24 protein-coding genes are annotated in these 23897 nt (G+C 44.0%); 13 read left to right on the top strand and 11 right to left on the bottom strand.

Annotation, left to right across the window (positions count from 1 at the left end; all coding sequences use genetic code 11):
- Positions 1 to 8 precede the first annotated feature (8 nt).
- The 6 genes from ON006_RS05300 to ON006_RS32265 form a co-directional block, all read right to left on the bottom strand.
- Positions 9 to 1532, bottom strand: coding sequence for a glycoside hydrolase family 28 protein (locus tag ON006_RS05300; protein ID WP_244819515.1), 1524 nt, complete (start codon positions 1530 to 1532; stop codon positions 9 to 11).
- A gap of 40 nt (positions 1533 to 1572) precedes the next feature.
- Positions 1573 to 2490: a sugar phosphate isomerase/epimerase family protein gene (locus ON006_RS05295; protein ID WP_244819516.1), complete on the bottom strand. Its 918-nt coding sequence runs from the start codon at positions 2488 to 2490 to the stop codon at positions 1573 to 1575.
- A gap of 312 nt (positions 2491 to 2802) precedes the next feature.
- Positions 2803 to 4677 carry an ulvan lysase-like protein gene (locus ON006_RS05290; protein WP_244819517.1) on the bottom strand — a complete coding sequence of 625 codons (1875 nt, stop codon included), beginning with the start codon at positions 4675 to 4677 and terminating at the stop codon, positions 2803 to 2805.
- A 56-nt stretch (positions 4678 to 4733) separates the two neighbouring features.
- Entirely contained in the window at positions 4734 to 5807 is a 1074-nt protein-coding gene (locus ON006_RS05285; protein WP_244819518.1) for a LacI family DNA-binding transcriptional regulator, read from the bottom strand.
- A 186-nt stretch (positions 5808 to 5993) separates the two neighbouring features.
- Positions 5994 to 6095 carry a hypothetical protein gene (locus ON006_RS32270; RefSeq protein ID WP_374760194.1) on the bottom strand — a complete coding sequence of 34 codons (102 nt, stop codon included), beginning with the start codon at positions 6093 to 6095 and terminating at the stop codon, positions 5994 to 5996.
- A complete protein-coding gene (locus ON006_RS32265) occupies positions 6080 to 6487 on the bottom strand; it encodes a hypothetical protein (RefSeq protein ID WP_374760195.1) in 408 nt (135 codons plus the stop codon). The genes ON006_RS32270 and ON006_RS32265 overlap by 16 nt, the downstream gene beginning before the upstream one ends.
- Positions 6488 to 6694: 207 nt before the next feature.
- Here ON006_RS32265 and ON006_RS05275 point away from each other — a divergent pair, with 207 nt between their 5' ends.
- The 5 genes from ON006_RS05275 (at position 6695) to ON006_RS05260 (ending at position 8518) form a co-directional block, all read left to right on the top strand.
- Positions 6695 to 6904, top strand: coding sequence for a hypothetical protein (locus tag ON006_RS05275; protein ID WP_244819519.1), 210 nt, complete (start codon positions 6695 to 6697; stop codon positions 6902 to 6904).
- A gap of 133 nt (positions 6905 to 7037) precedes the next feature.
- Entirely contained in the window at positions 7038 to 7244 is a 207-nt protein-coding gene (locus tag ON006_RS05270; protein ID WP_244819520.1) for a hypothetical protein, read from the top strand.
- Positions 7245 to 7284: 40 nt separating this feature from the next.
- The gene (locus ON006_RS32135; RefSeq protein ID WP_310590303.1) at positions 7285 to 7665 is read left to right on the top strand and encodes a HupE/UreJ family protein; all 381 of its coding nucleotides are present in this window, start codon (positions 7285 to 7287) and stop codon (positions 7663 to 7665) included.
- Entirely contained in the window at positions 7607 to 7993 is a 387-nt protein-coding gene (locus ON006_RS32130; RefSeq protein WP_310590305.1) for a HupE/UreJ family protein, read from the top strand. Before ON006_RS32135 ends, ON006_RS32130 begins: the two co-directional genes overlap by 59 nt.
- A 12-nt stretch (positions 7994 to 8005) precedes the next feature.
- A complete protein-coding gene (locus ON006_RS05260; RefSeq protein ID WP_244819522.1) occupies positions 8006 to 8518 on the top strand; it encodes a hypothetical protein in 513 nt (170 codons plus the stop codon).
- Here the strand turns inward: ON006_RS05260 and ON006_RS05255 are convergent.
- The 4 genes from ON006_RS05255 to ON006_RS05240 all read right to left on the bottom strand — a co-directional run bounded on the left by ON006_RS05255 (position 8489) and on the right by ON006_RS05240 (position 12407).
- Positions 8489 to 8941: a hypothetical protein gene (locus ON006_RS05255; RefSeq protein WP_244819523.1), complete on the bottom strand. Its 453-nt coding sequence runs from the start codon at positions 8939 to 8941 to the stop codon at positions 8489 to 8491. The genes ON006_RS05260 and ON006_RS05255 overlap by 30 nt on opposite strands.
- An 808-nt stretch (positions 8942 to 9749) precedes the next feature.
- Positions 9750 to 10229: a type IV secretory system conjugative DNA transfer family protein gene (locus ON006_RS05250; protein ID WP_244819524.1), complete on the bottom strand. Its 480-nt coding sequence runs from the start codon at positions 10227 to 10229 to the stop codon at positions 9750 to 9752.
- A 71-nt stretch (positions 10230 to 10300) separates the two neighbouring features.
- Positions 10301 to 11233 carry a virulence protein RhuM/Fic/DOC family protein gene (rhuM, locus tag ON006_RS05245; protein ID WP_244819525.1) on the bottom strand — a complete coding sequence of 311 codons (933 nt, stop codon included), beginning with the start codon at positions 11231 to 11233 and terminating at the stop codon, positions 10301 to 10303.
- Positions 11234 to 11840: 607 nt separating this feature from the next.
- A complete protein-coding gene (locus ON006_RS05240) occupies positions 11841 to 12407 on the bottom strand; it encodes a helix-turn-helix transcriptional regulator (protein WP_244819526.1) in 567 nt (188 codons plus the stop codon).
- 788 nt (positions 12408 to 13195) lie between these two features.
- Here ON006_RS05240 and ON006_RS05235 point away from each other — a divergent pair.
- Positions 13196 to 13603 (top strand): VOC family protein, encoded by a 408-nt coding sequence (locus ON006_RS05235; RefSeq protein ID WP_244819527.1) that lies wholly within the window; start codon positions 13196 to 13198, stop codon positions 13601 to 13603.
- A 370-nt stretch (positions 13604 to 13973) separates the two neighbouring features.
- On the opposite strand, the gene ON006_RS05230 is transcribed toward ON006_RS05235, so the two are convergent.
- Complete coding sequence (locus ON006_RS05230) at positions 13974 to 14960, bottom strand: sialidase family protein (protein WP_244819528.1); 987 nt, start codon at positions 14958 to 14960, stop codon at positions 13974 to 13976.
- A gap of 743 nt (positions 14961 to 15703) precedes the next feature.
- Here ON006_RS05230 and ON006_RS05225 point away from each other — a divergent pair.
- The 7 genes from ON006_RS05225 (at position 15704) to bla (ending at position 23844) form a co-directional block, all read left to right on the top strand.
- A complete protein-coding gene (locus ON006_RS05225) occupies positions 15704 to 16558 on the top strand; it encodes a DUF3347 domain-containing protein (RefSeq protein WP_244819529.1) in 855 nt (284 codons plus the stop codon).
- Between the two features lie 93 nt (positions 16559 to 16651).
- The gene (locus ON006_RS05220) at positions 16652 to 18961 is read left to right on the top strand and encodes a multicopper oxidase domain-containing protein (protein WP_244819530.1); all 2310 of its coding nucleotides are present in this window, start codon (positions 16652 to 16654) and stop codon (positions 18959 to 18961) included.
- A gap of 84 nt (positions 18962 to 19045) precedes the next feature.
- Positions 19046 to 21040 carry a heavy metal translocating P-type ATPase gene (locus ON006_RS05215; RefSeq protein ID WP_267609961.1) on the top strand — a complete coding sequence of 665 codons (1995 nt, stop codon included), beginning with the start codon at positions 19046 to 19048 and terminating at the stop codon, positions 21038 to 21040.
- A gap of 50 nt (positions 21041 to 21090) precedes the next feature.
- Complete coding sequence (locus ON006_RS05210; protein WP_244819531.1) at positions 21091 to 21711, top strand: DUF305 domain-containing protein; 621 nt, start codon at positions 21091 to 21093, stop codon at positions 21709 to 21711.
- A gap of 25 nt (positions 21712 to 21736) precedes the next feature.
- Entirely contained in the window at positions 21737 to 22081 is a 345-nt protein-coding gene (locus tag ON006_RS32125) for a four-helix bundle copper-binding protein (protein WP_244819532.1), read from the top strand.
- A gap of 175 nt (positions 22082 to 22256) precedes the next feature.
- Positions 22257 to 22718 (top strand): hypothetical protein, encoded by a 462-nt coding sequence (locus ON006_RS05200; RefSeq protein ID WP_244819533.1) that lies wholly within the window; start codon positions 22257 to 22259, stop codon positions 22716 to 22718.
- 373 nt (positions 22719 to 23091) lie between these two features.
- Positions 23092 to 23844 carry a subclass B1 metallo-beta-lactamase gene (gene bla / locus ON006_RS05195; protein ID WP_244819534.1) on the top strand — a complete coding sequence of 251 codons (753 nt, stop codon included), beginning with the start codon at positions 23092 to 23094 and terminating at the stop codon, positions 23842 to 23844.
- Positions 23845 to 23897 lie beyond the last annotated feature (53 nt).

The following is a 23897-nucleotide window of genomic DNA, read 5'->3' as shown; positions in this document are numbered from 1 at the left end:
TTTTAAAATCAATCTAGCCTGGCTTTGATGTTTTTCGAAGATCCATCCTTTCTAAGAAAATCTTCCACAGGCTTACCGCTGCTTTTTGCCGACACCAATCCGTCCACACTATTGCTTACAAGCACCGATGTCCCTGCCTGTTTTGTGTCAATGTCAAGAATTGCGAAATCTTTGGTGTCGTTTACAAAAAAGGCGGGCCGCTGCTCAGGCGCTAGTGTCGACATACTAATGCCCGACATTCTGAGACCTTTTACATGCCGGATAAAAAATCCAAACGCCGGAAGTTTCCCAAACATCGTCGCTTCCGGATACAGATCTTCCAGTTCCTCTATTTTTCGTTTTACGTCAGCGGGCACCCCTCCTCCCGCAAACGCTATGCGAATGTTGTTAAATGAAACATTTTCTACATTGGCTTTGGCAATGCCCGAAACTGAGCAGCCTGTTATTGCCGCGCCGGTAGCCACCACATCGGATATGGTGATGTCGCGCATGATGCCGGGCTTGGGCATTTCTGCCGTGGCAATGTATTTTCGGGCACGGTTGCCGAGTCTCAGAAAAAGCGGCACCTCCGGGCCATCGATCACCAGATTACTCACTACAATATGCTCCATGATCCCGCCATCGACAATCTCCATGGCCAGCCCCCCGATCCCGGCGGGTTTGCCATAAATGGTTGTCGTTTGTGCCGAGGGCTTGATCACACAATTTGAAATAGCAATATTCCGGAAGCCACCGACAGATTCCGTGCCGAATTTAATGGCGCTGCAATGACTGCTGAGGATGCAGTTGGAAATCACAATGTGCTCGGATACAAGCGGTGAAGTACTTTTGATCGTGATCCCGTCATCATCCGAATCGCCGGTGATGTTGGAAATGGTCACGTTGCTGCAGCCGTCGATATCCATCATATCGTTGTTCTTGTTGGAGTGGTTCCAAATGCTGATCCCGTCGATGCGCACCGTTTTGCAGCCCAGATAATGCTGCATCCAGAATGCTGAATTTCGCAATTGCACGCCGGTCACAGAGACATTTTCGCATCCCGCAAACCATAGGAGGTAAGGTCTGTTTTTATAACGGTCTGGCTTTTTCAAAGTAGTGGTCACAAATGCGGCGCCTTGTCCGTCGATAGTCCCTTTGCCCTCGATGGCTACGTTTTTTTGGTTTTTACAAAAAATCAACGCCTGTTTTGCCCAATCCTCGCCGTAAAAATGGATCCCTGAATCCTGATAAGGATAAAATTTTGCCGCGGGTTGTCCGAGCAGGATTGCATTCACTGAAAGATGGAGGGTTACGTTGCTTTTTAAATTCAGGGTGCCGCTAAGGTAAGTCCCCTTTGGAATGTATACGGTGCCACCCGTGATGGTACAAGAATCTATTGCCTTCTGGATAAACAGGGTATTGTCGGTGATACCGTCGCCGATCGCACCGGAATTACGGATGTCGTATTGCTGTGCTTCCAGGCTTCCGGCAAGCAGAAACTGAAATGCGAGAAGCATCATCCAAACAAATCCGGCATATCTTTTATCAGGCATACTCATTGATATCTAAACTAAATAATTCATAATAAATCACCTACACCAATAAACCAACATTACTGGACCATTGTTGCCTGAGCCACTGCGCTGTTCCTAAATATGCAGCATCCAGGTCCCCGATCTCCGTTTCGGCCCCGCCTACATCAATGGCAAGCCTGCCGCTGAAACCCACTTCCCGCAGCACGGAAAAGAAGATCTCCCAATTGATATTTCCGCTGCCGGGCGGAAGATGGCCAGCCTTTTGACCTGTGTTATCTGAAATATGGATGTATTTAACACGGTTACCCAAACGGATCAGACTGAGCGGCAGGTTTTCCCGGATCAGAAACTGGTTCGATGTATCCAGGTTAAACATCAGGTTGGACGCGCCGACTGCTTCTGCGAAAAACAAAAAAGAATCAGTAGACGGGGTCAGGCTGCCTTCGCAAGGATGAAGGTGATAATCAAGCCCATATCGGGCTGCCAAGGCACAGACCAAACGGTATCTGTCGGTCAGCGTTCCCCAATAATGCTCCCACCGGACAGCCGATAAGGGTCGTAGGCTATCGATTTCACTGCCGCTGTAATGACGCATGACCGCCATGTTTGCGGGATATTGGAGCGGCAAAAGCGGCCCGTTATCCAATACACCCTCGGTCCCGAAAAACTGTGCGGTTTCGCATCCCATTTCAAACAATTCCAGACACTCTGCTTGGCCGGCTGCATCCAGATCAGATCCCAGTTGCGGCAATACAATGCATAAAATTGGCACAGTACAACCGCATTCTTCCAGTGATTCTTTAATGGTGTTTTTATGCTTGAAAAGGTATTCAATATTCTTTTTCCCAATTCCTTCGAGTTCTATCGACGAAAACCCCAGCGCAGCCATTTCCCGGATATGGCCGACCGTATGCTCAATAGGCGGCGGATACCCATATCGTGAAATGATATAGAGGTATGCACAACATATGTCCATGGGGTTATTCATATTTTCCTCTCTTCAAAAACACTCGTGCACGTGCACGAAAAATAATTAAAATAAAATGTGCCTGACTTATCACTGATTTCCTGTGCTGTTTTATTAGGAGTGATTAAAAATCGTGCACGTGCACAAAATTAAAATAAAAAAAATAGCGACCAAATTATTTATCGTCTTTTTGAAGACGATTTGCATAAAAGAATACAGGAAGGTCTTTTTGGCAATTAATCGTTTAGGATTTTTCAAAATGATGGTATGCCACGTATAGACCGCAGCTGCGGTCTATACGTGGCATTAAAAGAAGGAATCTTATTTCTCCAAAGCAATCCTATAACTTACCGTTTGCGTGAAGCCTTCCCTCGGCGGGGCGACCTCGATCTCTACCGGAAATGCTTTAATAGCCGGATATGGCGTCCAATAATGTGAAGCACCCCTACCCACAACAAGCTTGCCGTTTCCTTCCGTCGTGAAAACGAAGTTCTTCTTCCCTCCACTTATTGCAACCGTCCTGTCATTTACCTGATTCACTTCCATCCCCGCTTGCATCACAAAAGGCTCAGTGATTGTCACCGTTGGAAAAGCGTCGTGATAAGTCAATACCACTTTCTTTTCTATGAAATCGTCGGTAAAAGTGTAGGTAATGGCGTAAGCGATGCCGCCATTGATCCAATCCCTGTTCTTCAATTCACCACTGGCCTGCACCCGAAACCTGTCATTATCCAAAGCGTTTGTACTCATGCGGGCATCGAATTCGAACAAATTGGTGAAATACCCAATAGAATCCCGATAAGCGATCTGGGGCGTCAGACATTTTACGCCAGGCGCTTCGGGAAAGCTCATGGGCTCGGGACGGGAATATTCGGTTACGCTCGACACCTGCAATGCACCGTGGCCTTCCACCCACAGGTACGACATCGTGCCGCCATCCGGCCGGAACATATACTTGCTTTTCGAGCCAGCCTTCTGATCCTTATAGCGATAACCCGTTATGGTTACCATGAAATTCTTTGTCCGTACCTGCGCCACATCCAGATTATCAAAATATTTGACCCATCCAATCTTTTCCGTTGGCAAAAGTTGATAGGGCCTGCTTTCCTTTTTCTCAAACTGATAGGCCATCGCAAGGTTTTTTGCCTTGGTAAAAGTGGGGTAAATGCAGGGCTTCGTTTCGAAAACACGGTTATGATGCGGGCCATAGCCAATCAGGCCGCCGGGAAGGATATTCTCTCTCAAAAAAAGCAGGTTTTTATAAGATGCGCTCGCATAGCGCTGGTCTTCATCCGCATACAGCGAGAACAATGCCTGGCATCCGTCGGAAGTGGCCCCGCCATACATCGTCCACTTATTGGACCTGATCCCCCACGAATTGTCCAGGGAACCATCCGGATAGATAAAATCCAGATGTGTTTTCAATGCGTTCTTTACCGAGTTATCCACCAGTGTATCACCCACCGTTTTGGCATAAAGCCCTAATCCCCAAAGTGACATCTCCATTTCATAGCCGAGATCGATGCCCAATTTGGCGCCTGTCCCTCTCCCGCCCTCGCCATTGATAAACCCCTTTTCATCCATCTTGGAAACTGTTCGGTGCGCAAGCTCGCGAGCACGGGCAAGATAACGTTCCGTTCCCGTCAGCTGGTGCGCTTTGGCGAGTGTGGCGGTGGTAGTGGCTACATAGTTGATACTGGCAAATTCTGGTTTCATCACCTTGTAAAGATAGTTGGCGGCTTTGGCGATCGCTGCGAGCCATGAAACCTTTTCGTGCTTGTCCAACTCTGCTGAAATAATCTCATAGGCAAGTAACAGCATCAGCAACTGGTCGGTGGTAGTGCCTGTCCATTCTTCGGGCGTCTCTTTCCAGCTTCCATCGGGTTGCTGCTGGCCGATCAGCCAGGATGCCGCGTTCCTGGCGCCTTTTAGGTACCTTTTTTCGCCGGTGATCTGATAGGAAACCGCAAAAGGGTAAACTGCCTCAGCCGCCCGCGTATGCAGTACATGACAGGTGTTACAAGCCAATGCGCCGCAATCGGCCTTCTCCTGACCTTCTATTTGCAGTTCCAGCAATGTGCCCGAAAGTTGCACCAAAGTTGAGGCATATTCTTTCTTCATGGATAAAGACTGCGGGAGGACTGTCCAGGCAGGGCACATTAAAACCAGCAGCGAAAAAATAGATCGGTACTTCATATGAAAATAGAACTGTGCACGTGCACGAAATGAGATTTAAAAAATATAGTCCTCGCTTAATTTCTATAATACCTATAATTGGCACTGGTAACGATATCGATGGGGATCAGATAATCATCCTGGACGGTTGTAGAAAAAACCAGATATTGAAACAACGACATCACCCCACGATAACCCTGCTCCTGGGGCTTTTCGCAAAGCAGAAAGTCGATCACCCCTCTTTTGAGATAATCCAGGTTTTTGTCCAGATAATCGTAACCAATGAGGACAATATCGCTTCTCCCAATCGATTCCAGCCACTGTGCTACCAATGACACCCGGGAATTGGTCACATAGATAATGCCGATCTGCTTGTGTTCTTCCAGCAAGGCGGTAAGCCTTCCGGCAACAGCAGCATAGCCGGTATCCGTCATATTCAGGTGAACAAGCTGGTCCTCAGAAAGCTTCTCCCTGAAATAGGCCAGAAATCCATCCTCCTTGCGCAGGATGGCCACGTTGCTTTCAATCTCACGGGCGATATTGACAATCATTGCCTTCTGCCCATCTTTAAGACAATAGTGGACCAGTTGACCGGAAAGATACCCGCTGTCGAAAAGTTCGGGTCCGATATAGCAAAGTCGCTGCTGGTCCGGAATGTCCGAGTTCATCAGCACGCAGGGAATTTTCTTCTTTTTGCAGAATTTCATCAGCACGATCGACTCCTTCTCAAAAGTGGGCGTGATCAGTACGCCATCGGGGGTATTTTCCATGATCCGGTTCACCTGTTGGGCAAATCCGGACTGGACATTCTGATCAAAAAAGTAGTGCTCCACCTGAACGCCATATTGCCTGATTTCCAAATCCGCTTTATTAATCCCTTCGAGCGGGGCTTTCCAGTACTCTGTTTCTTCGGAAATGTCAGGCAGCAGCACTGCAAGCCGCAGGGTACCTCTGGATGTCAGGGCGAGTCGCCGGGCGAGCACGTTGGGCTGGTAATTAAGCTCTTCGATAATTGCATTGACGCGGTTCCTGGTTTTTACAGCTACCCCCGCCCTGTTGTTGATCACCCGGTCCACGGTGCCGAGAGAAACGTTCGCCCTGCGTGCAATTTCCTTGACACCGCTCAGCGAATTGTCTTCTTTTCCTTCCACAATACATAAATCATTGAATACCGTCCAAATATAAACAATCGCCCGATAATTTATGATTGCAGTTGAAGTCAACAGCAAAGTGAATTTGGCAAGTCCTGGTTACAGATCCCCCATTCTCACCTCTTTCACCGCGTGATCCGCCGCCCTGGCCGTCAGAGCCATATACAGAATTGACGGGCTTTGATTTCATGTACTGGTCATGCAGGCGCCGTCGGTGACGAACACATTTTTGTAATGGTGCAGCTGGTTCCATTCGTTGAGAAGGGAAGTTTTCAGGTCTTTCCCCATACGCACGCCCCCATTTCGTGAATATCCAGTCCGGGAGGCTGTTTGGTATCACGCGATACGATATCCTTGCAGCCTGCTTTTTCGAGCATTTCCATGCTGTCTTTCAGGAAGTCATTTAGCATTTTTTCATCGTTATCGTCGTACCCGACCGAGGGAACCAGCAGCGGGATCCCCCATTGATCTACCTCTTCGGTGCTCAGCCCCACGTGGTTTTTTACTTTGGGAACTGTTTCTCCTGGCATGTACATGCAGGCCCGCCAACCACCCGGTTTGGTCAGTGCTCCCTTCAGACCTGCACCAAATGGCTCTTTGCCAACTCCGCATCCGATCCGGTTTTCACTGGTTATAGAAATAATATCGGCTATTGCCGGAGCCCAGATCCTGGTCAACACAGTCGGTCATATTAAGGAAGGTCTCAAACTTACCGATCAGCATTACGGGTGGGTCATGGCAGCCTTTAGCATAGGCGCTTCAATTGCCGCTTTCTTTTCCGGAGTTTTGATAAAAGTAAAAGCAGAAGGCTGTCCCTTCTATCAGGTGCACTCCTTTTAGGGCTTGCCGTTATCACAGCAATCTATGTAGGTTTTACAGTTTTGTTGATGCTATGGCTTATTGCCGGTTTAGGGCAAAGCCTGGCTGAGATACCTTTTGAAACACTGATCGGGGAAAATATCGATGATGCCCAGCAGGGAAAAGTGTATGGTTGCCACTTCGCTTTTTCCCATTTGTGGTGGGCAATTGCTTATCTGACTGCTGATTTTGGGGAAGCCGCTTTCCCGGAAAAGACTTTTTATATGGATGCATCCTGACCCTTGGGCTTCTGATGATCGCTTTTCTTTTTTTTCCCCGGCCAAAGCAGGCAACCGGTGAGGCCAAACCTGATTTATAACTGCTTTTAAACCAAAAATTCCTTTTCAAACTCTCATTTAATCTCAATTTTCTATGAAACGAATGCTTAATATTTCTGCGCTGTCCTTTGCCATACTGACAACCAGTTCAAGTAAATCGCAAAAAGGGACACACACCTATAAAGATGGCCGCGAGCATGCTGATCATACAGATTCCACAAAGGCAGCATCTGTGGATACAACCGGTATTGACCACAGTCACGATACAACCGCTCATGGACAAAGCCACGACCGCCCATAACAGAATCTAATTCCAGCCACATTACAAATCCATTTAACTTATGAAGTATAAAAAACTTTTTCTGTTAAGTTTTTCATTGCTGCTTACCTTGACTGCCGTAAACGTTTCAGCCCATGGTGTCGATCAAAAGACAAAATCATTTCTGATTGGCAATGAAGGAGCGGCATTTATGCCGTTCCTGTACACTGGCGCTAAACACATGATAACCGGTTACGACCACATCTTGTTGTTAGTTGGAGTGATATTCTTTCTTTACAAGCCCAAGGACATTCTGATCTATGTGAGCATCTTTACGATTGGGTACAGCCTGACACTGCTGCTGGGTGTACTAGCAAACATTTCAATCAATGCCTATCTAATCGATCAATGCCTATCTAATCGATGCGATCATTGCCCTCTCGATTGTCTACAAAGGCTTTGACAATCTGGGTGGCTTCAAGAAGATTTTCGGCTTTCAGCCCAACACAAAAGCTGCCGTTCTGATCTTTGGCTTGTTTCACGGGTTCGGACTGGCCAGTAAACTTCATGATTTTAAATTCGGCAAAGAGGGGCTGGTCACGAATCTGATCGGCTTTAATATTGGAGTTGAAATCGGGCAGTTCCTTGCCTTGATTCTGGTCCTTGTTGTCATCAGCCTATTGCGTTATAGTGACAGCTTTAAGCGGTTTTCAACTTTAACAAACACGCTTCTGATGGCCTCAGGCTTTCTTTTGATCGGCTATCAGCTAACCGGTCATTTCTTACGATAAAATCTAAAAATCATGACAGATATCAATCCACCTCTTCTAAAAACCAAACAAATCATCCGAGCAACTATCGCCACCTTCTCGCTCGGGAGCCTACTTTTTGTAACCGCCGTCATGCCTGCTGAGTATGGTTTGGATCCGCTGGGAACCTGCAAATTACTTGGATTCAGCCGTCTCTACCAGCCTGATACGCAGGTCGCAGTTGCAACGGTCGAAACAGACGGATCAAAATCCTGTCCGGTGCTTAAACTTGAAGAGCTAGGATCCGGCCCGAATGTGCCAATCCCCAAAGAGGTTTATAACCTTGCCCCTTCCAAACAGCATGAGCAGCGTCAGGACAGTGTCACGATTCGGGTACCGGCTGGCAAAGGACTTGACTATAAAATGAATGTATTGAAATACGGACAGGTAAAATACGAATGGGTCACCGATACCGGCGTAATCCAAGAGCCATTGACCAGCAATATATGCCCTTTATTTAACCCTTCTAAACTGTACCTAGATCCAATTTCCGCTATTAGTGGCTGACATACAACTTGTTGCAACAATCGACTTATCAGTACCCTTAATACTAAGGCCAGTCAACCTCCTGTCTTGGAACAAAAAGCCCTTTGATGCATTAGGGTTTCGAATGCATAGCTGAATATGATTTTTTTCATGAAAACCAGCTCCATCATACAATTCTTCCCCTTCGACAAAAACGCCGCGCACAGAATCGAACGGAGTTGTGCCGTTGTTTTTCTGTATAAGATGAATGTTTTCAATTACAGCGCAATCCAGCTCCCTAATCAACCTGTCTTTTGAATTAGGGACATCTTTATTCTTGGGAACCTCTCTGCCATTAGATGCGGCAGCACTCACCAGGTTTTCATACGAGCTACGTGCTATCCTCAGATAAAGCGTACCGAGCAGGTCTAAACACTTATCCAGATCGATAACAGCTCCCAGCACGGAACGTATTTGAAACTTTTTGGTTGGATGGTTGTGGGCAAAATCTAAAGCCCGTTCATAGTTATTTTCCCAGGAATACAGTCCTTGCCCAAGCCAATCATATTTGGAAGCAGCTTGGCTGCATCTGTTGCTGTCCTGAGACTATTGCATCCCTGACGCTCTGTTCACATCCATGAAAGCCGATCAGTAAGCCAGGACGGGCAAAATACATGAGATATGTCTAACGGACAAGCACTTTGTTCTCCTGTCTTTGACTTTCTTTGGGAACAAAAAGGTCATAAATTTTCAGCTCACGTAATAAAGATTCCGAGGCTCTAGGGTTCTCTACTTGTCTTCGCTGACTTTCCAGACCTTTTTCCAAATCCCTTAGTTCTTTTAAGCTCATACCTGTTGGGATAAGATTGAGATACGTTCCTTACAAATAATATGAATTTATAAGAATTTAACATCACGCTTTATACTTACTGAAATATCATGTAACTCGTACATAACTAGATCGCAAGGATCTTCCGCTGGATATGGAACAATAAGGTGTTAAAATAAATTCAAATAAAAGAAATCCTTTTTGGTGATGTGGTATATCTACCCATCTGTATATGAATCGAGTAGATTTATTGTTTGGGCAATCATTTATTGCTACCTTCGTTTGTTTCGAAGCCAACCCATCAGATTGACAGTGCGATAATATACCAAATGGTATAGACGGTATTCCTATGTTTGAAATATAGTTGTTGTATCGGCGAAGAAACCAGAATAATTGCGGTAAGAAAATTGATGGAGGACTCAACAAAAAAATCGCCCTGTTTTTTTATCCATTCCCTGTTAAGGCCAAGCAGAATCGTGCAGGCTGACTCAGCCGCATCTGTAATATCCGGCATCGTAGAGGGTTCGAGCGGGTTGCACTTGGCGCTTCGCTCCAGGTCATCGAAATTGATCGTGTAAAAACGGGGAAGTACTTTGTATGCAGCCTGATCGGACAAAAACTATTGTATGCGATGAGCGAAAGATCATCAAACTTGAAATCATAGACCAGCATGGCAAAACATTTCCGGATATGCTGGGTAATGATGTGGCGGATAACAAAATAGCTCTTCCCGGAACCAGGCGAGCCTAAAACCAGCAGCCCTCGGAAGGGATTAATGAAGTTGATCCAGCTTCTGCGACGTTTGCCCCTAAGAGTATATTCCGCCAGTAAATTGATCGAAAATTCGCTTTCCAGAAGGCGCTCTTCCTGCGGAAAAGTTTCATTTTTCGGTACAAAATATTCATCACACTCATTATCAAACAATTAACCAATGTCAGAACCAAATAAGATACAAAATTACTGATTTCTGTTGAGTATACTTATGATGAGATTTTTTACGGTATCCATCTCATCCGGCTTGCTGGCTGCGGCAAAAGAGTAAGGCTGGCAAGGGCCTCGTTGCTCATAATGGGATCGCCATTGTCAGACATTAATAAATTGTTCCTTCTTAGAAAGAGCAGGAAGCATGCCGCAGCAATACGCTTGTTGCCGTCTACAAAGCTATGATTCTTAATGATTAGATATAGCAAAGTTGATGCCTTTTCTTCGACCGATGGATAGAAATCCTCGTCTCCAAAACCCTTGCCGGTTTGTGCAATAGCACTTTGAAAACTCTCGTCTTTTTCTTTTCCAAAGACCGCAGAATCAAAGTCGGCCTTCATTGCTTCGACGACCGCATGGTACTGAGCTAAATCCGGATAAATTGCCGGGCGAACAGTCCGGCCTTTCCTGTCGAGTTGTTCGTGGTCGTAATCGTCCAGCAGTGCTAGTCCTTTTGCAAAAGTGGCGAACCAATTCAAATCCTTCAGATTTTCGGACTCTTCGATGGATCGGCTAAGGATACGTATGCCATCTCGTAAGGTTTGAATATGTTGCTGCTTTTGCTTTAATCTGGCTTCATTAATAACATAACCTTTTACAAGAAAGTCCTTCAGCCGCTGGGTTGCCCATTGTCGGAATTGAGTTCCCTGCTTCGTGTTCACTCTATATCCCACCGCGATGATGACATCAAGATTATAGTGAATCCGGTCTCGCTCTATTAGCCGGCTTCCCTCCCTTTGAACTGTTCGGAATTTCCGAACAGTTGGAATTTCATCTAGCTCGCCTGACAAAAAAATATGCTTTATGTGCTCACTTATGTTAGCCTTGCTTGAATTAAACAATTTCACCAACTGCGCATTACTAAGCCAGACAGTATCCTGCTCAAACATTACGTCTATGGAAGTCTCTCCGTCCGGGCTTTGATAAATCTCAATTTTACTCTCCATGCATTCAATCTACATTTCTTTGACCAAAAAAATCTCAACAATATTTATGGATTTGACAATACGGCCGGACAGCAACCAACTCACGGTATGTTCCTGGCTGCGATCACTTTCCTAACGGCATTCCCACAATTCGAACGTAAGTCCTCGCGCCTGACATAGCCTAGGCTCTCAGATAAAGCCCAACAAGAGACAAAAGTGTTATCTTCAGGTTACGAATTGCAGCATTTTTGTAATCTACAAATAACACTTTTACCAGGAAGGAATCAAGTGTTCTCCTTATAAACATCAAACTCCTCGTCGTACGAGCCGCGTCTATTATTCAGAATTCCGCTCAACAAACCACCCCACAAGGCCTTCATGAGCTAGGATTCACCAGGCACCGAAAACACCGTAAACATTCACCTGCTCTAAACCATCTCATATTTTCCCTTAACGGTCTCTGAATATCTTCGAGAGTTCGTCTAACATGCTCTGGCAACTGTGGCAGGTCCAGAATATCGGATAGTTGGCGTAAAACCAGGCCAAAGTGGAGAATTCGGATAGCTTAACCACCTGATTCCGTAGCATATCTCACGTCACTTTGCTATCATTCAATTATTTAAGCTGGTCAAATCCGACCGAAATGATATGACCGTAATTCCCGAAATGTAGTTGTAATGGCTCCGAATTCTCCACTGTAGACTGAATCTCGGGTAACACCCCACGAACATGTGATCTCTTCCACCGTATAGCAATTTGCCTTGGTCAGCGGCTCCTCCTCAAGTTCCACTTTTTCGACAGGCTTCACTCTCCGTTCAGGAAGCTCGAACAGCCGCTGCAATTCTGTCCGGAGAATTCTGGTCTTACGAACACCCAGGTTGATCACCGGCAGTCTGCCTGAGATAATCATCAAATGGATCGCCCGGTCAGAACACCCCAGGATTATCGCTGCTTCCTTGACAGTGAGAAATTCCTTCTCTAAGAGCTGCATCTTCTGAGCTTCTCTGACCAGTTGCGTCTGACGATTGCTTTCAGCGATCTTCTCGGTCATCTTCTGCTGCTTGGCAGTTTTCCGCCTGAGTTTGTAATTTCGTTTAGCGCAGTCATCGCCGCAAAATTTTGTCACCGTCGTTTTGGCCGTGAATTCGTTGCCGCAATGCTGGCAGATTCTGGTGATGGAAATGTTTGAACTCATAAGCTTACTTAAAATGCAGTTAGATCATATAAGATTATTTAAGCGCAAATAAGAGAAGTAATCTCTCCCACTTTGCCAGCCTTTCAAAACCGTCTGATCCTGAGGGACAAAAAATTAATAAATCATCCAGAAAAGAGCAAAAGAAAACGCCTGAAAATTTAGACCAAATATCTAATTTTCAGGCGTTTGTATATTGTTGCTTTCCGGTATTCTATGTATTTACTTGCCGATACAAAACTTTAAAATTACTCTATATCAGACAGTTATCCGTTTACAGGGACAATTGAGGGACAAGAATTGCATCTGCATCTTATAAACAACTATTAATATCAACAAACAAAAAAATAATCGTTGCTCCTTATGGAGTGCGCCCTATGCGACAAAATTCGTCATTTTTGCTCGCATATTTAAGATAGTGAGCCGCCATTTTTAAGTGATAGTATTGTTTGAACTAAGAGAAATTTTTTCACCCATAACTGGATATTAGTCACTTTACACGCAGTACAGTATAACGTGCCAGTTGTCCATTTATAGTACTCTGATTTTGTGTACAACTATTGTGTAATTTGAAAGTGATGAAAACGGTTGTTTTTAGAACTAAATGGAGAGGAAAACCCAGGAGTTCAAGAGTACGGAAAAACCACCGAATTTTAGGCAGCTCTAAGCGGTTACAAAAATGAGCCTTATTTTAGTATCGGCCATTAAGCCGATATCCACTTGGGTTGACCTAATATATGACGGTTACTGTTTTCAAAGTTTTTAGCATACTATTGTAGCAAAAAGAAATTATGAACTTACATCAACACGGCTCGCATTTGGCAGTCATCGTACCCACACTAACAGTAAGAAATTGCTCTGGCGCCATTGCATTTTATCAAAAAGCATTTGGTGCCACTGTTCTTATGTCCAACACTGATTCAGATGGATCAACAGTCGCCGAAATGGAGATTATGGGCGCAAGGTTTGTTGTTGCAGATGAGTCGGAAGAGTACAACCATTTCAGCCCTGAGAAATTGCACGGCACACCTGTCCGGATTGGATTGCAGGTCGTAGATCCTGACCAGTTATTTGCACGCGCAGTAGAAGCGGGCGCATTAATTATCTATCCTGTCGCCGATCAGGATTACGGGTATAGATTGGGCCATCTGGTAGATCCTTTTGGTCATCATTGGGAAATCTTTAAGCCGTTAACCTAGTATTATGAATTGGATCACGCGTGAGCGCTCCAAGATTGACTGCATACCCTGTCCTCCAAAGGAAAGAGAGATTAAACAATGATTCCAGAATCGAATTCACAAAACTTTAATATCGCTAGCTTGCGAAAGTAGCTGTAAGACAATATCTTCGCATATATTCTCAACGTTTATTTTCTTCCCCTCTAGTGACTTTCCTTGGAAATTAAGACCTTTGACCAGCTTACCTATTTTCATCTTTTTGTTTTTCGGTGAGCTGGCAAAGGCACCATAATAGACGTGATCTCTTCCGACCGGTTGTGCCTGGCTATGTCAACACTAGTCTTGGTGTCGTGCAACACTAGATAAATATCTATTATGGACTAATCTGCAATTACAGTCGAAAAGACTTGACCATAACCTGACCATCCAGTTCATACACACAAAAAATCGTTTCTTTGTCTGAACTCAATGCAAGCTTAGGATATTGCCCTTTTACCAACGGAAATGTTTTCTCACCACCCGCACTTCGAAATTGTACAGAGCCGTCCTGATGCCATGCGACTAATGGGCCTTTACTGGTTTGCAGGATTACTGGTGTACGGCCGCTGCCAAGTTTTTCTTCCGGTTTTAATGGTTCAGCGATATACACGTCCATCTGACGTCTCCATACAGTAGTTACCCTTCCACTTGCATCAGCTGACAAATCTCCGCCGTCCATAGGACATCCGTCAATCATGAAGTCCCCCGTTCCAAGTTTCTGAGCTTTGTCAAAATGCTCGCCATTGTCCTTCGAGCTGATCATATACATGTTCCGCGCGCCGTTGAGCTTATTACGGAACATGACATTCAAAACACTATTTTGACCTATTGCAACGGAAGGTTTACAGCAATCACAGATCCCTTTTTGTTCGCCCTTATAAATTAATTGGTTCTTTCCCCAGGTCAACCCTCCATCCTTTGAAAGGGAGCCATATAGATTATTATTTCCGAGACGCGTATCCAGCCATGCGGTATAGACTAGATTATCCCTGCCTGCACTGATGCCAGACAATGCTTCTTTGGCGGTAGTATCCGTGTCATTAACACGTACAGGAGTTGACCATTGATTTGTTGCATTCGAAGATCTAATTGCATACAAGTTGCCATGGTGATCACCAACAGTTACTACCGTATAATCCTTTGTTGTGGTCAATTGTGGGCCCCTTCCCATACCTAAACCCATTTGTGAAAAGTTACCCAGTACAAAAGGTTTCGAGAAAGATTTACCTCCATCATTAGATGAAACATAATATAAATCCCTTTCTTTTCCATTTTTGACGCCATAAACGATACGGATAACCCCATTGGCATCGACGGCTATTTCGGGTTGACTTCCCACGCCTATGTTTTGTTCATTTACTGCAGCATTAAATGATCTGATATCCATTTGATGCATCCATATCACCAGAACACCTATAATCAATCCTAGTTTCGATAACAACATAACTTTGGTATAATAATTTTAATGGCATGATATGACTAACAAAAAAAGCAACAGCGTTAACTTTTTACCCCTCAGGAGAAGCGAATACCATAATTATGTAAGGTATTTCTGCAATTGTGTAGAAATATTGGCAAAGGAACTGTAATCTTTGTAATGTTAAAAACCGTATATTTCTGTATGAAGGGTTTTGTTTTGATGTTACTGATAATGACTCACTTACTGGCGCTGTCGGCAAGTAATAGTTATGCGTGTGGCAGCAAGCATAAGATCTCTAAAACTGAAATAAAGGATACTGGTAATAAAAAAGTTTATTGTAATGCTTCTGACCATCAAAGATCAGGCAGTAAGAAGAAAATGTGTGGCCACACTTGTGACGGCTCCGGATGCAGTTGTGCCCACGGGTCTTCGGTATTTGCATTAAAAACACATCAAGTCGCACTGATTAGCAAAAATGTTTTTGTTATTTCCCAGGCTAATTCCTGGTTCTTCAAAGAATCTACTCCCAAACCGGTATACCTCTCTCTTTGGATGCCCCCAAACATAAGCTGTTAAATTGTCCGACGCCACAAGTGCGTCTTTTCGAAAGCACCCCTGCTTTTGATTAATCAGTTTATTATTAACAGTTTAGGCCTTTTAAGATGAAATCAATAAAAATATTGATGGCAATAGTGTTGTTGCTATCCCCATTTCTGTCTAATGCAGAAATCAAAAATGTATCCACAGAAAATGTAAAAATTGCCGGATCATGTGCCCTATGTAAAGAAGGGATTGAAACAGCAGCATTTGAAAAAAACACATCAAAGGCCAGCTGGGACAAGGATTCAAAAATGGCTCTGGTCACCTACGACAGTAAGAAAACCTCGATTGATGCAGTTCTTAAAAAAGTAGCTTTGGCGGGTTATGACAATGACAGGTTCTTGGCTCCTGACGATGCTTATGCAAAGCTTGCGGACTGCTGCAAGTATGAACGTGCCGTTAAAAAGCAGGCCGTTGTAGAGAAGAAAATGACAGAACATCAGCATGTTGCTATGGCGGACACACAGAAAGACGCTGCCGCTGATGCAGATCCGTTAAAACCTGTTTTGGATGCCTATTATGCCGTTAAAGATGCATTGGTAAGTTCTGACGGCAATACAGCATCAACAAATGCCATCAATCTTGTAAAAGCAATCAAAGCGGTCAAAATGGATCAGCTTGCTTCTGAGCAGCATATGGTCTGGATGAAAGTAATGAAAGACCTTGATTTTGATGCAGACCATATTTCTGAAACCAAGGACGTAGGCCACCAGAGAGATCATTTTTCTTCGCTTTCAGATAATATGTATAAACTCATAAAATCTGGAAAGCCATCTGAGGCAGTTTATTACCAGCATTGCCCTATGGCCAAGGAGGGTAAAGGAGCCAACTGGCTGAGCCAGATACCTGCTATTAAAAACCCGTACTACGGCGCACAGATGCTAAACTGTGGCAAAACTACCGAAACCATCAAGTAACAAAAGCAGGCCTATTTTGCCATGCTTTAATTCTGCCCTTACAGCTAGCTGTTGGGGCAGAATATTCTTCTATTATTTAACGTAAAACATCTTATGTATTTTGGTAAAACTGCTGGCGTAAAGGCTATTTTCCCTGGTATTATTTTTCTTCTATTTTCTGAAATAGCATTTGCACAGAAGATAGTCCGGTATGATCTATACGTAAAGGATACGACGGTAAACTTTACAGGCAAACTAAAAAGAGCGATCGCGGTAAACGGACAAATCCCTATGCCTACGCTGACCTTTACAGAAGGTGACACGGCTGAGATTTATGTCCATAATGAGCTTAATGAGGAAACCTCGTTGCACTGGCATGGACTATTCCTGCCAAACAAATATGATGGGGTTCCCAATCTAACGCAAATGCCTATTAAACCGCATACTACACATTTGTACCGGTTTGCCATTATTCAAAACGGGACGCACTGGTATCATAGCCATACCGGATTGCAGGAGCAGATCGGCATGTATGGTTCTATGATCCTGAACAAGAAAAAAGAACCAGTTATCCCGACAGTTCCTATCGTATTGAGTGAATGGACAGACTTGAACCCTAAAAATGTGCACCGGATGCTGCACAATGCCAGTGATTGGTTTTCGATCAAAAAGGGCACGACACAAAGTTATTCAGAGGCCATTAAACAGGGTTACTTTAAAACCAAGGTAGCCAATGAGTTCAAACGGATGAATGCAATGGATGTCAGCGACGTCTACTACGAGAAATTCCTTATCAATGGCAAAAATCAGAGCCAGCTTTCACAGTTCAAGCCCGGTGAGAAAGTGCGTTTGAGAATTTCGAACGGAGGCGCATCCACTTACTTCTGGCTTACTTACGCCGGAGGTAAAATGACCGTAGTTGCCAATGACGGCAATGATGTGGACCCAGTCGAAGTAGACAGGTTGATTATTGCCGTTTCGGAAACTTATGATGTGATTGTTACTATTCCACAGGTAAATCCGGGGGCCAAACCAATCGCATACGAGTTTCTTGTAACCTCGGAAGACCGCACCAGATCCGCTTCCCTGTATTTGGGTGAAGGAATCAAACAGCTTACATCGCCACTGCCCAAACTCAAATATTTTGAGGGCATGAAAATGATGAACGGCATGATGAAAATGAATGGTGATCTGGATGATATGGGCATGAACATGAGCCTGAACCAGATGGATATGAACCTGGTCATGTATCCGGAAATTACAGGCCCTGTGAAAGGAAAGAAAATAAAAGAGGCGGGTAAACCGGCTGAGATGAAGGGTATGGAGGGCATGAAAATGGATGATAGTAAGAAGCCAATGGAAAGCGGACATGCCGATCATAACATGTATAACAGCAACGCCCTTTCTTCGATTACAACCCTGAATTATGCCATGCTCAAATCACCTCTCAATACATCGCTTCCAAAAGATGCACCTGTAAAAGAACTGCGGTTTGTACTGACGGGAAACATGAACCGTTACGTGTGGAGTATGGACAACAAGGTAGTTTCTGAAAGTGATAAGATCCTGATTAAAAAAGGTGAAAATGTCCGTATGGTGATTTACAATAATTCCATGATGCGCCATCCGATGCACCTTCATGGGCACGATTTCAGGGTTCTCAATGGTCAGGGTGAAAATGCCCCGATGAAAAATATCATTGACATTATGCCTATGGAAACTGATACCCTCGAATTTGCAGCAACTGAAAGCGGGGATTGGTTTTTTCACTGCCATATTCTTTATCACATGATGAGTGGTATGGGAAGGGTTTTCTCTTATCAGAACTCACCTGCAAACCCTGAAATAACAAACCCTAAACTTGCACAACGCAAACTTTTTGCAGACGACCGACAATTTCATTTCATGGCAGAAAATGATATTGCCAATAATGGGAATGACGGGGAAGCTATGATACAAAATACCCGTTGGAGTATCGGCACTGAATGGCGGCTGGGTTATAACGACCACCATGGCTACGAAGTGGAAACGCATGTAGGGCGATACATTGGCAAAATGCAGTGGCTTATGCCTTTTATAGGATTTGACTGGCGGTACCGAAAAATGGATATGGATGAAGTTGAAACCAATCTGTTTGGGCAGCGGAATACGAAAGACAAACGCTCGATACTGAGTGCGGGTGTCAATTATACGCTACCCATGCTGGTTTCTGCACAGGCTGAAATCTTTACGGATGGTATTGTCAGGTGTCAGTTAGAAAGGATGGACATACCCGTTTCCAAACGCTTGCGTATGAACCTGATGGTCAACACTGATAAAGAGTACATGGCGGCGATCAAATATATTTTTACCAGGTATGCGGGTGTTACCGCGCATTATGATAGTGATATGGGATTTGGTGTAGGATTGACTTTGAATTATTGATCAATGAAAGGCTTGCCCTTTCCACATAAACCAAAAAAAATGGAAAATCACCACGGGCACCATCAAATGCCAAAAGAGGTTCCAATGCCTGAAGATCATGATCCAACGAAGCAAATGGATGAGCACCAGGGCCACGACAAACATGCAGGGCATCATACAGAGGATTTTCTAAAACGATTTTGGATATGCCTGGTACTGACGATTCCTGTATTGCTGCTCTCGCATATGATCCAGCAGGTGGCCGGATTTGACATTGCATTTTCCGGGGACAAATATGTGCTCCTAATCCTAAGCACCATCATTTATTTTTATGGTGGCTGGCCTTTTCTGACAGGCCTTGTCAGTGAAGTCAAAAATAAGAACCTGGGCATGATGACCCTGGTCGCCGTGGCAATTACGACTGCCTATGTATATAGCGTCGCAGTTGTATTTGGGCTGGAGGGGATGGACTTCTTCTGGGAGCTGGCTACCCTGATGGATATCATGCTGGTCGGCCACTGGCTGGAAATGAAATCCCAGATGGCCGCATCGAGGGCACTGGAATCACTGGTAGAATTACTTCCATCCGTGGTGCATGTGGAAAGGGATAACCATGTAACCGATATTGCTTTAAAGGATCTTCGCTCCGGTGACATATTGCTTGTAAAACCTGGCGAAAAGATACCTGCTGACGGGGTAATCCTGGAAGGTAGCTCCTATGTAAATGAAAGCATGTTGACCGGTGAAAGTGTTCCGGTGCAGAAAAAGAAAGATGATAAAGTAATTGGAGGTGCCATTAACAGCGACGGGGTATTGAAAGTCCAGGTTACCGGTGCAGGAGATGACACTTATCTGCAGAAGGTAATTGGTATGGTCAAATCGGCACAGAGTGCTAAATCCAGTACCCAGAATCTGGCTGATAAGGTTGCCAAATGGCTTACCCTGGTTTCTATTACGGTTGGGATCGTCACTTTTATTGTCTGGTTTTCCAGCGGGCAGAGTTTGTCTTTTGCTTTGGAAAGAATGGTAACAGTGATGGTAACTTCTTGTCCACACGCCCTTGGTGTAGCGATCCCACTCGTCATCGCCATTTCAACAACGCTTTCGGCAACGCATGGCCTTTTGATCCGTAACCGGACAGCTTTTGAGAATGCACGTAAACTGACGACAATCATCTTTGATAAAACAGGTACCCTTACCAAAGGCTCCCACGAAATCCAACAGATCATTGTTGAAGACCAGCAGTTTTCAGCCGATCAGATCCTGCAATATGCAGCCGCAATTCAGCAAAACTCTGAACATCATATCGCGCACGGGGTAATCCGGAAATTAAAAGAGAAAGGATTGGAGCTCTGGTCATCTGCTGATTTCAATTACATGCCTGGTATCGGCGTGTCAGGAACTGTGAATGGAAAAAAAATAGTTGCGGCCGGACCAAATTACTTTAATCAGGAAAACAAAACAATACCTGCCATCCCGGATCAGGTTGATCAGAATACCGATACAGTAAACTTTATACTCGTTGACGGAAAGCTGGTTGGAATAATCACTTTTGCTGATTCTATAAGGGAAAGTGCATCAGGGGCAATCGACGCATTAAAAAAGATGAACATTAAAACCTTCCTGCTGACCGGGGACAATGAAAAGATTGCCGAAGCTGTGAGCAAAAGACTAGGTATGGATGGCTATCTGGCTAATGTTCTTCCGCATCAGAAACAGGACAAGGTCAAGGAATTTCAGGACAAAGGAGAAATTGTTGCCATGACCGGAGATGGTGTAAACGATGCGCCGGCCTTGGCACAGGCCGATGTGGGTATTGCTATTGGTTCAGGAACAGATGTTGCAGCTGAGACCGCTGATATTATCCTGGTTAATAGTGATCCGATGGACGTTGTGCAAATGATCACCTTCGGAAGGGCTACTTACCGGAAAATGATACAGAATTTAGCTTGGGCGGTTGGCTATAATGTCATCGCAATTCCGTTGGCAGCAGGTGTTCTGTATCCTACGTTTATGCTCAGTCCGGCCATGGGGGCGGTATTAATGAGCGCATCTACCATTGTTGTAGCGGTGAATGCCAAACTGCTCACGGTGAAATAAAATTGATAGAATATCCGGTTTTTATTTTTAACATACTAAAATCAAACACTATGAAGACGACTTTCAAAACATTGATGCTACTTGCTTTACTTGGTTTTACTGCTGCATGTTCTGATGATGACGATGATGCACTTAAAATCCAGGCCCATGACCAGAATCAAATGATGACAGTAATGCATGATATGATGGCTGAAATGGAAACAATGAAAATGACGCAGGATCCGGATATCGACTATGCCGAAATGATGAAAATGCACCACATGGGCGCGATTGAAATGGCCGAACTGGAATTGAAGTCAGGAACTAATAGTGAAATGAAAAGAATGGCCCAGGATATTGTCGATGCACAAAAGAAAGAAATTACCCAGCTTGATTCCTTCCTGGCCACAAGTACCCCGACAACGATGAACATGGAATTTCACATGCAAATGATGGAAGGAATGGAGCGGATGGGAAAACAGGCAGACTTACAGATTATCACCGGGAACATTGATCAGGATTTTGCCACGCTGATGATTGGCCATCATCAGAGCGCAACCGAAATGGCACAAATGCAGCTATTGATGGGCAAAAATACTCAGCTTAAATCACTGTCATCAATGATTGTCGAAGATCAAAACAAGGAGATAGCCCAATTTCAAAGCTGGTTACTGGCAAACAGAAGTAAATAAATTCATCCTTAAATATTCACAAATCATGGAAAATCAGCAATTTAAAGACTGCATTGATGCTTGTGTAGCCTGTGCACTCGCTTGTAGCCAATGTGCTACCGCATGTTTGAAAGAAGAAAACGTAGGCCATTTGACCATGTGTATACAACTTGATCTTGAATGTGCCGCTATGTGTCGAAGTGCAGCCGAGTTAATGAGTCTGAGAAGCAGCTTCAGTGCTCACTTGTGCCGCGTCTGCGCAGATGCCTGTAATGCCTGCGCTGACGAGTGTGAAAGACATGCAGCCATGGGAATGGATCATTGCCGAAAGTGCGCTGAAGCGTGCCGGACATGCGCCAAAGCTTGTGAAGAAATGGCTACGCCGGTCTAAAGAACGGTTGACGTATACAGCAAGAAGTGAAGACGTGCCGATAGCTAAAATCCTTTAATTTTCGGTATGTCTTTACAAATGGATCCAGGTCATAAAAGATGCTGACCAATGTCACATTTTGCTTATTATCAAAAACATACATTTGACAATTCATTTAATTAAAGAAAATTCAGCAATGAAAAAGCTAATATTTTTGTTCGCCCTGGCAGTTGTAACTTTAACAGCTACCCAAAACAGTTATGCACAAAATTACAAAATGCCAGTACCTTCCATTGATGCAAAGGGAAAGATTACTGATGCAAAAGGAAAACACATTGGCTGGGTTACCAGTGATGGGATAATCAAAGATGCGGCAGGAGTAAAAATCGCCCACATTGACAATGCCGGAAATGCACTCGATGCTGCAACGGGAAAAAATCTTGGTAAAGCTTCAAAAAACGGCACCTATCTGTATCATGTAAATAGTGGGGAGACTGATAGTTTAACAATATCTGTTCCCATGAATGGTATTTGTGAGGTCAAAGATAAAGATGGCAAAACAGTTCTTTCGGTTCATGAAAACTACAAGCAGTATGGTGCCTGCGCCCTGCATTGCCTTCAAATGAAAAACGAGCATAAGAATATGAAAATGAAATGAGGTCAAGAAACATAAGTTTCCTAGCAAAGACAAACCCAGGTCTCTGCCGGGAAAAATCTATATAGCTTCTATGCTATCGTCTCAATATCTGAGTACAATTTAACGTAAAGAAAAAACATTAACTGTACTATTATAGCATCCCTTTGTAATGTATCCAACAAAATACCAAAATGGCGATATTTCATTTTAACCACGGTTTGAATGAACCCGGCTGCTTATAAGAGATTGGGATGATTGCGGATTGTGTAAAAAATTGGTTCGTTTTAATACATACCTGATGGGCTCATGTAGATTGGCAAATATTGGAAATCAAATATATTTACGCTTAGGAGGTGCATTAAGCCCCTACTGCAGATTTAAAAACTTACCCAAAATGAAATTTGTCAAATTCCTTCTATTTATATTATTTATCGTAGGTTTCGAATGTAGTGCACAGACACGTGATATATTTAAATCTAAAAATGTTTATCAGTCCAAGAATCTGCTTATCACGCAAATTGACAAAAATTCTTATGAACACATCTCATATTCACAGACAAATGATTTCGGTAAAGTACCTTGTAATGGACTTATTGTAAGGAATGATAACGAAGTCATTGTGTTCGACACTCCTATCGATGACAAGAGTTCGGAGGAATTGATTAGATGGATCAAAGAAAAACTTCATTGCAAAATCAACGCGATAATACCAACTCACTTCCACAATGACTGCTTGGGCGGACTAAAAGCATTTCATGATAATTCTGTTGCTTCTTATGCATATTTCAAAACAATTAAGCTCGCAGCTGAGAACAATTACGTCGTTCCTCAGAATAGCTTCCAGGATTCTCTGAATATCACGGTGGGGCATGAAAACGTGATTGTGAAGTTTTTTGGTGACGGCCACACAAAAGATAACGTAGTAGGCTATTTCCCAAAAGACAATATTATGTTTGGAGGTTGCCTAATAAAAGAGTTGGATGCAGAAAAGGGATATTTGGGAGATGCTAATATTGCAGAATGGTCGCCTACAGTTGAAAAAGTCAAAAAATGGTATCCTAATGTAAAAATTGTGGTTCCAGGTCATGGCGACCTGGGCAATAGCAAATTGCTTGATTATACAATCAAATTATTCAGCACTAATTGAGAAGGCTAGCGCTTATATGTATGTTGCCCTCTGAAAATATACTCGCCATAGTT

Source organism: Dyadobacter pollutisoli (assembly GCF_026625565.1).
In the GTDB taxonomy this organism is placed as follows: Bacteria; Bacteroidota; Bacteroidia; order Cytophagales; family Spirosomataceae; genus Dyadobacter; species Dyadobacter pollutisoli.
This window is presented reverse-complemented; position numbering and strand designations above follow the sequence as displayed.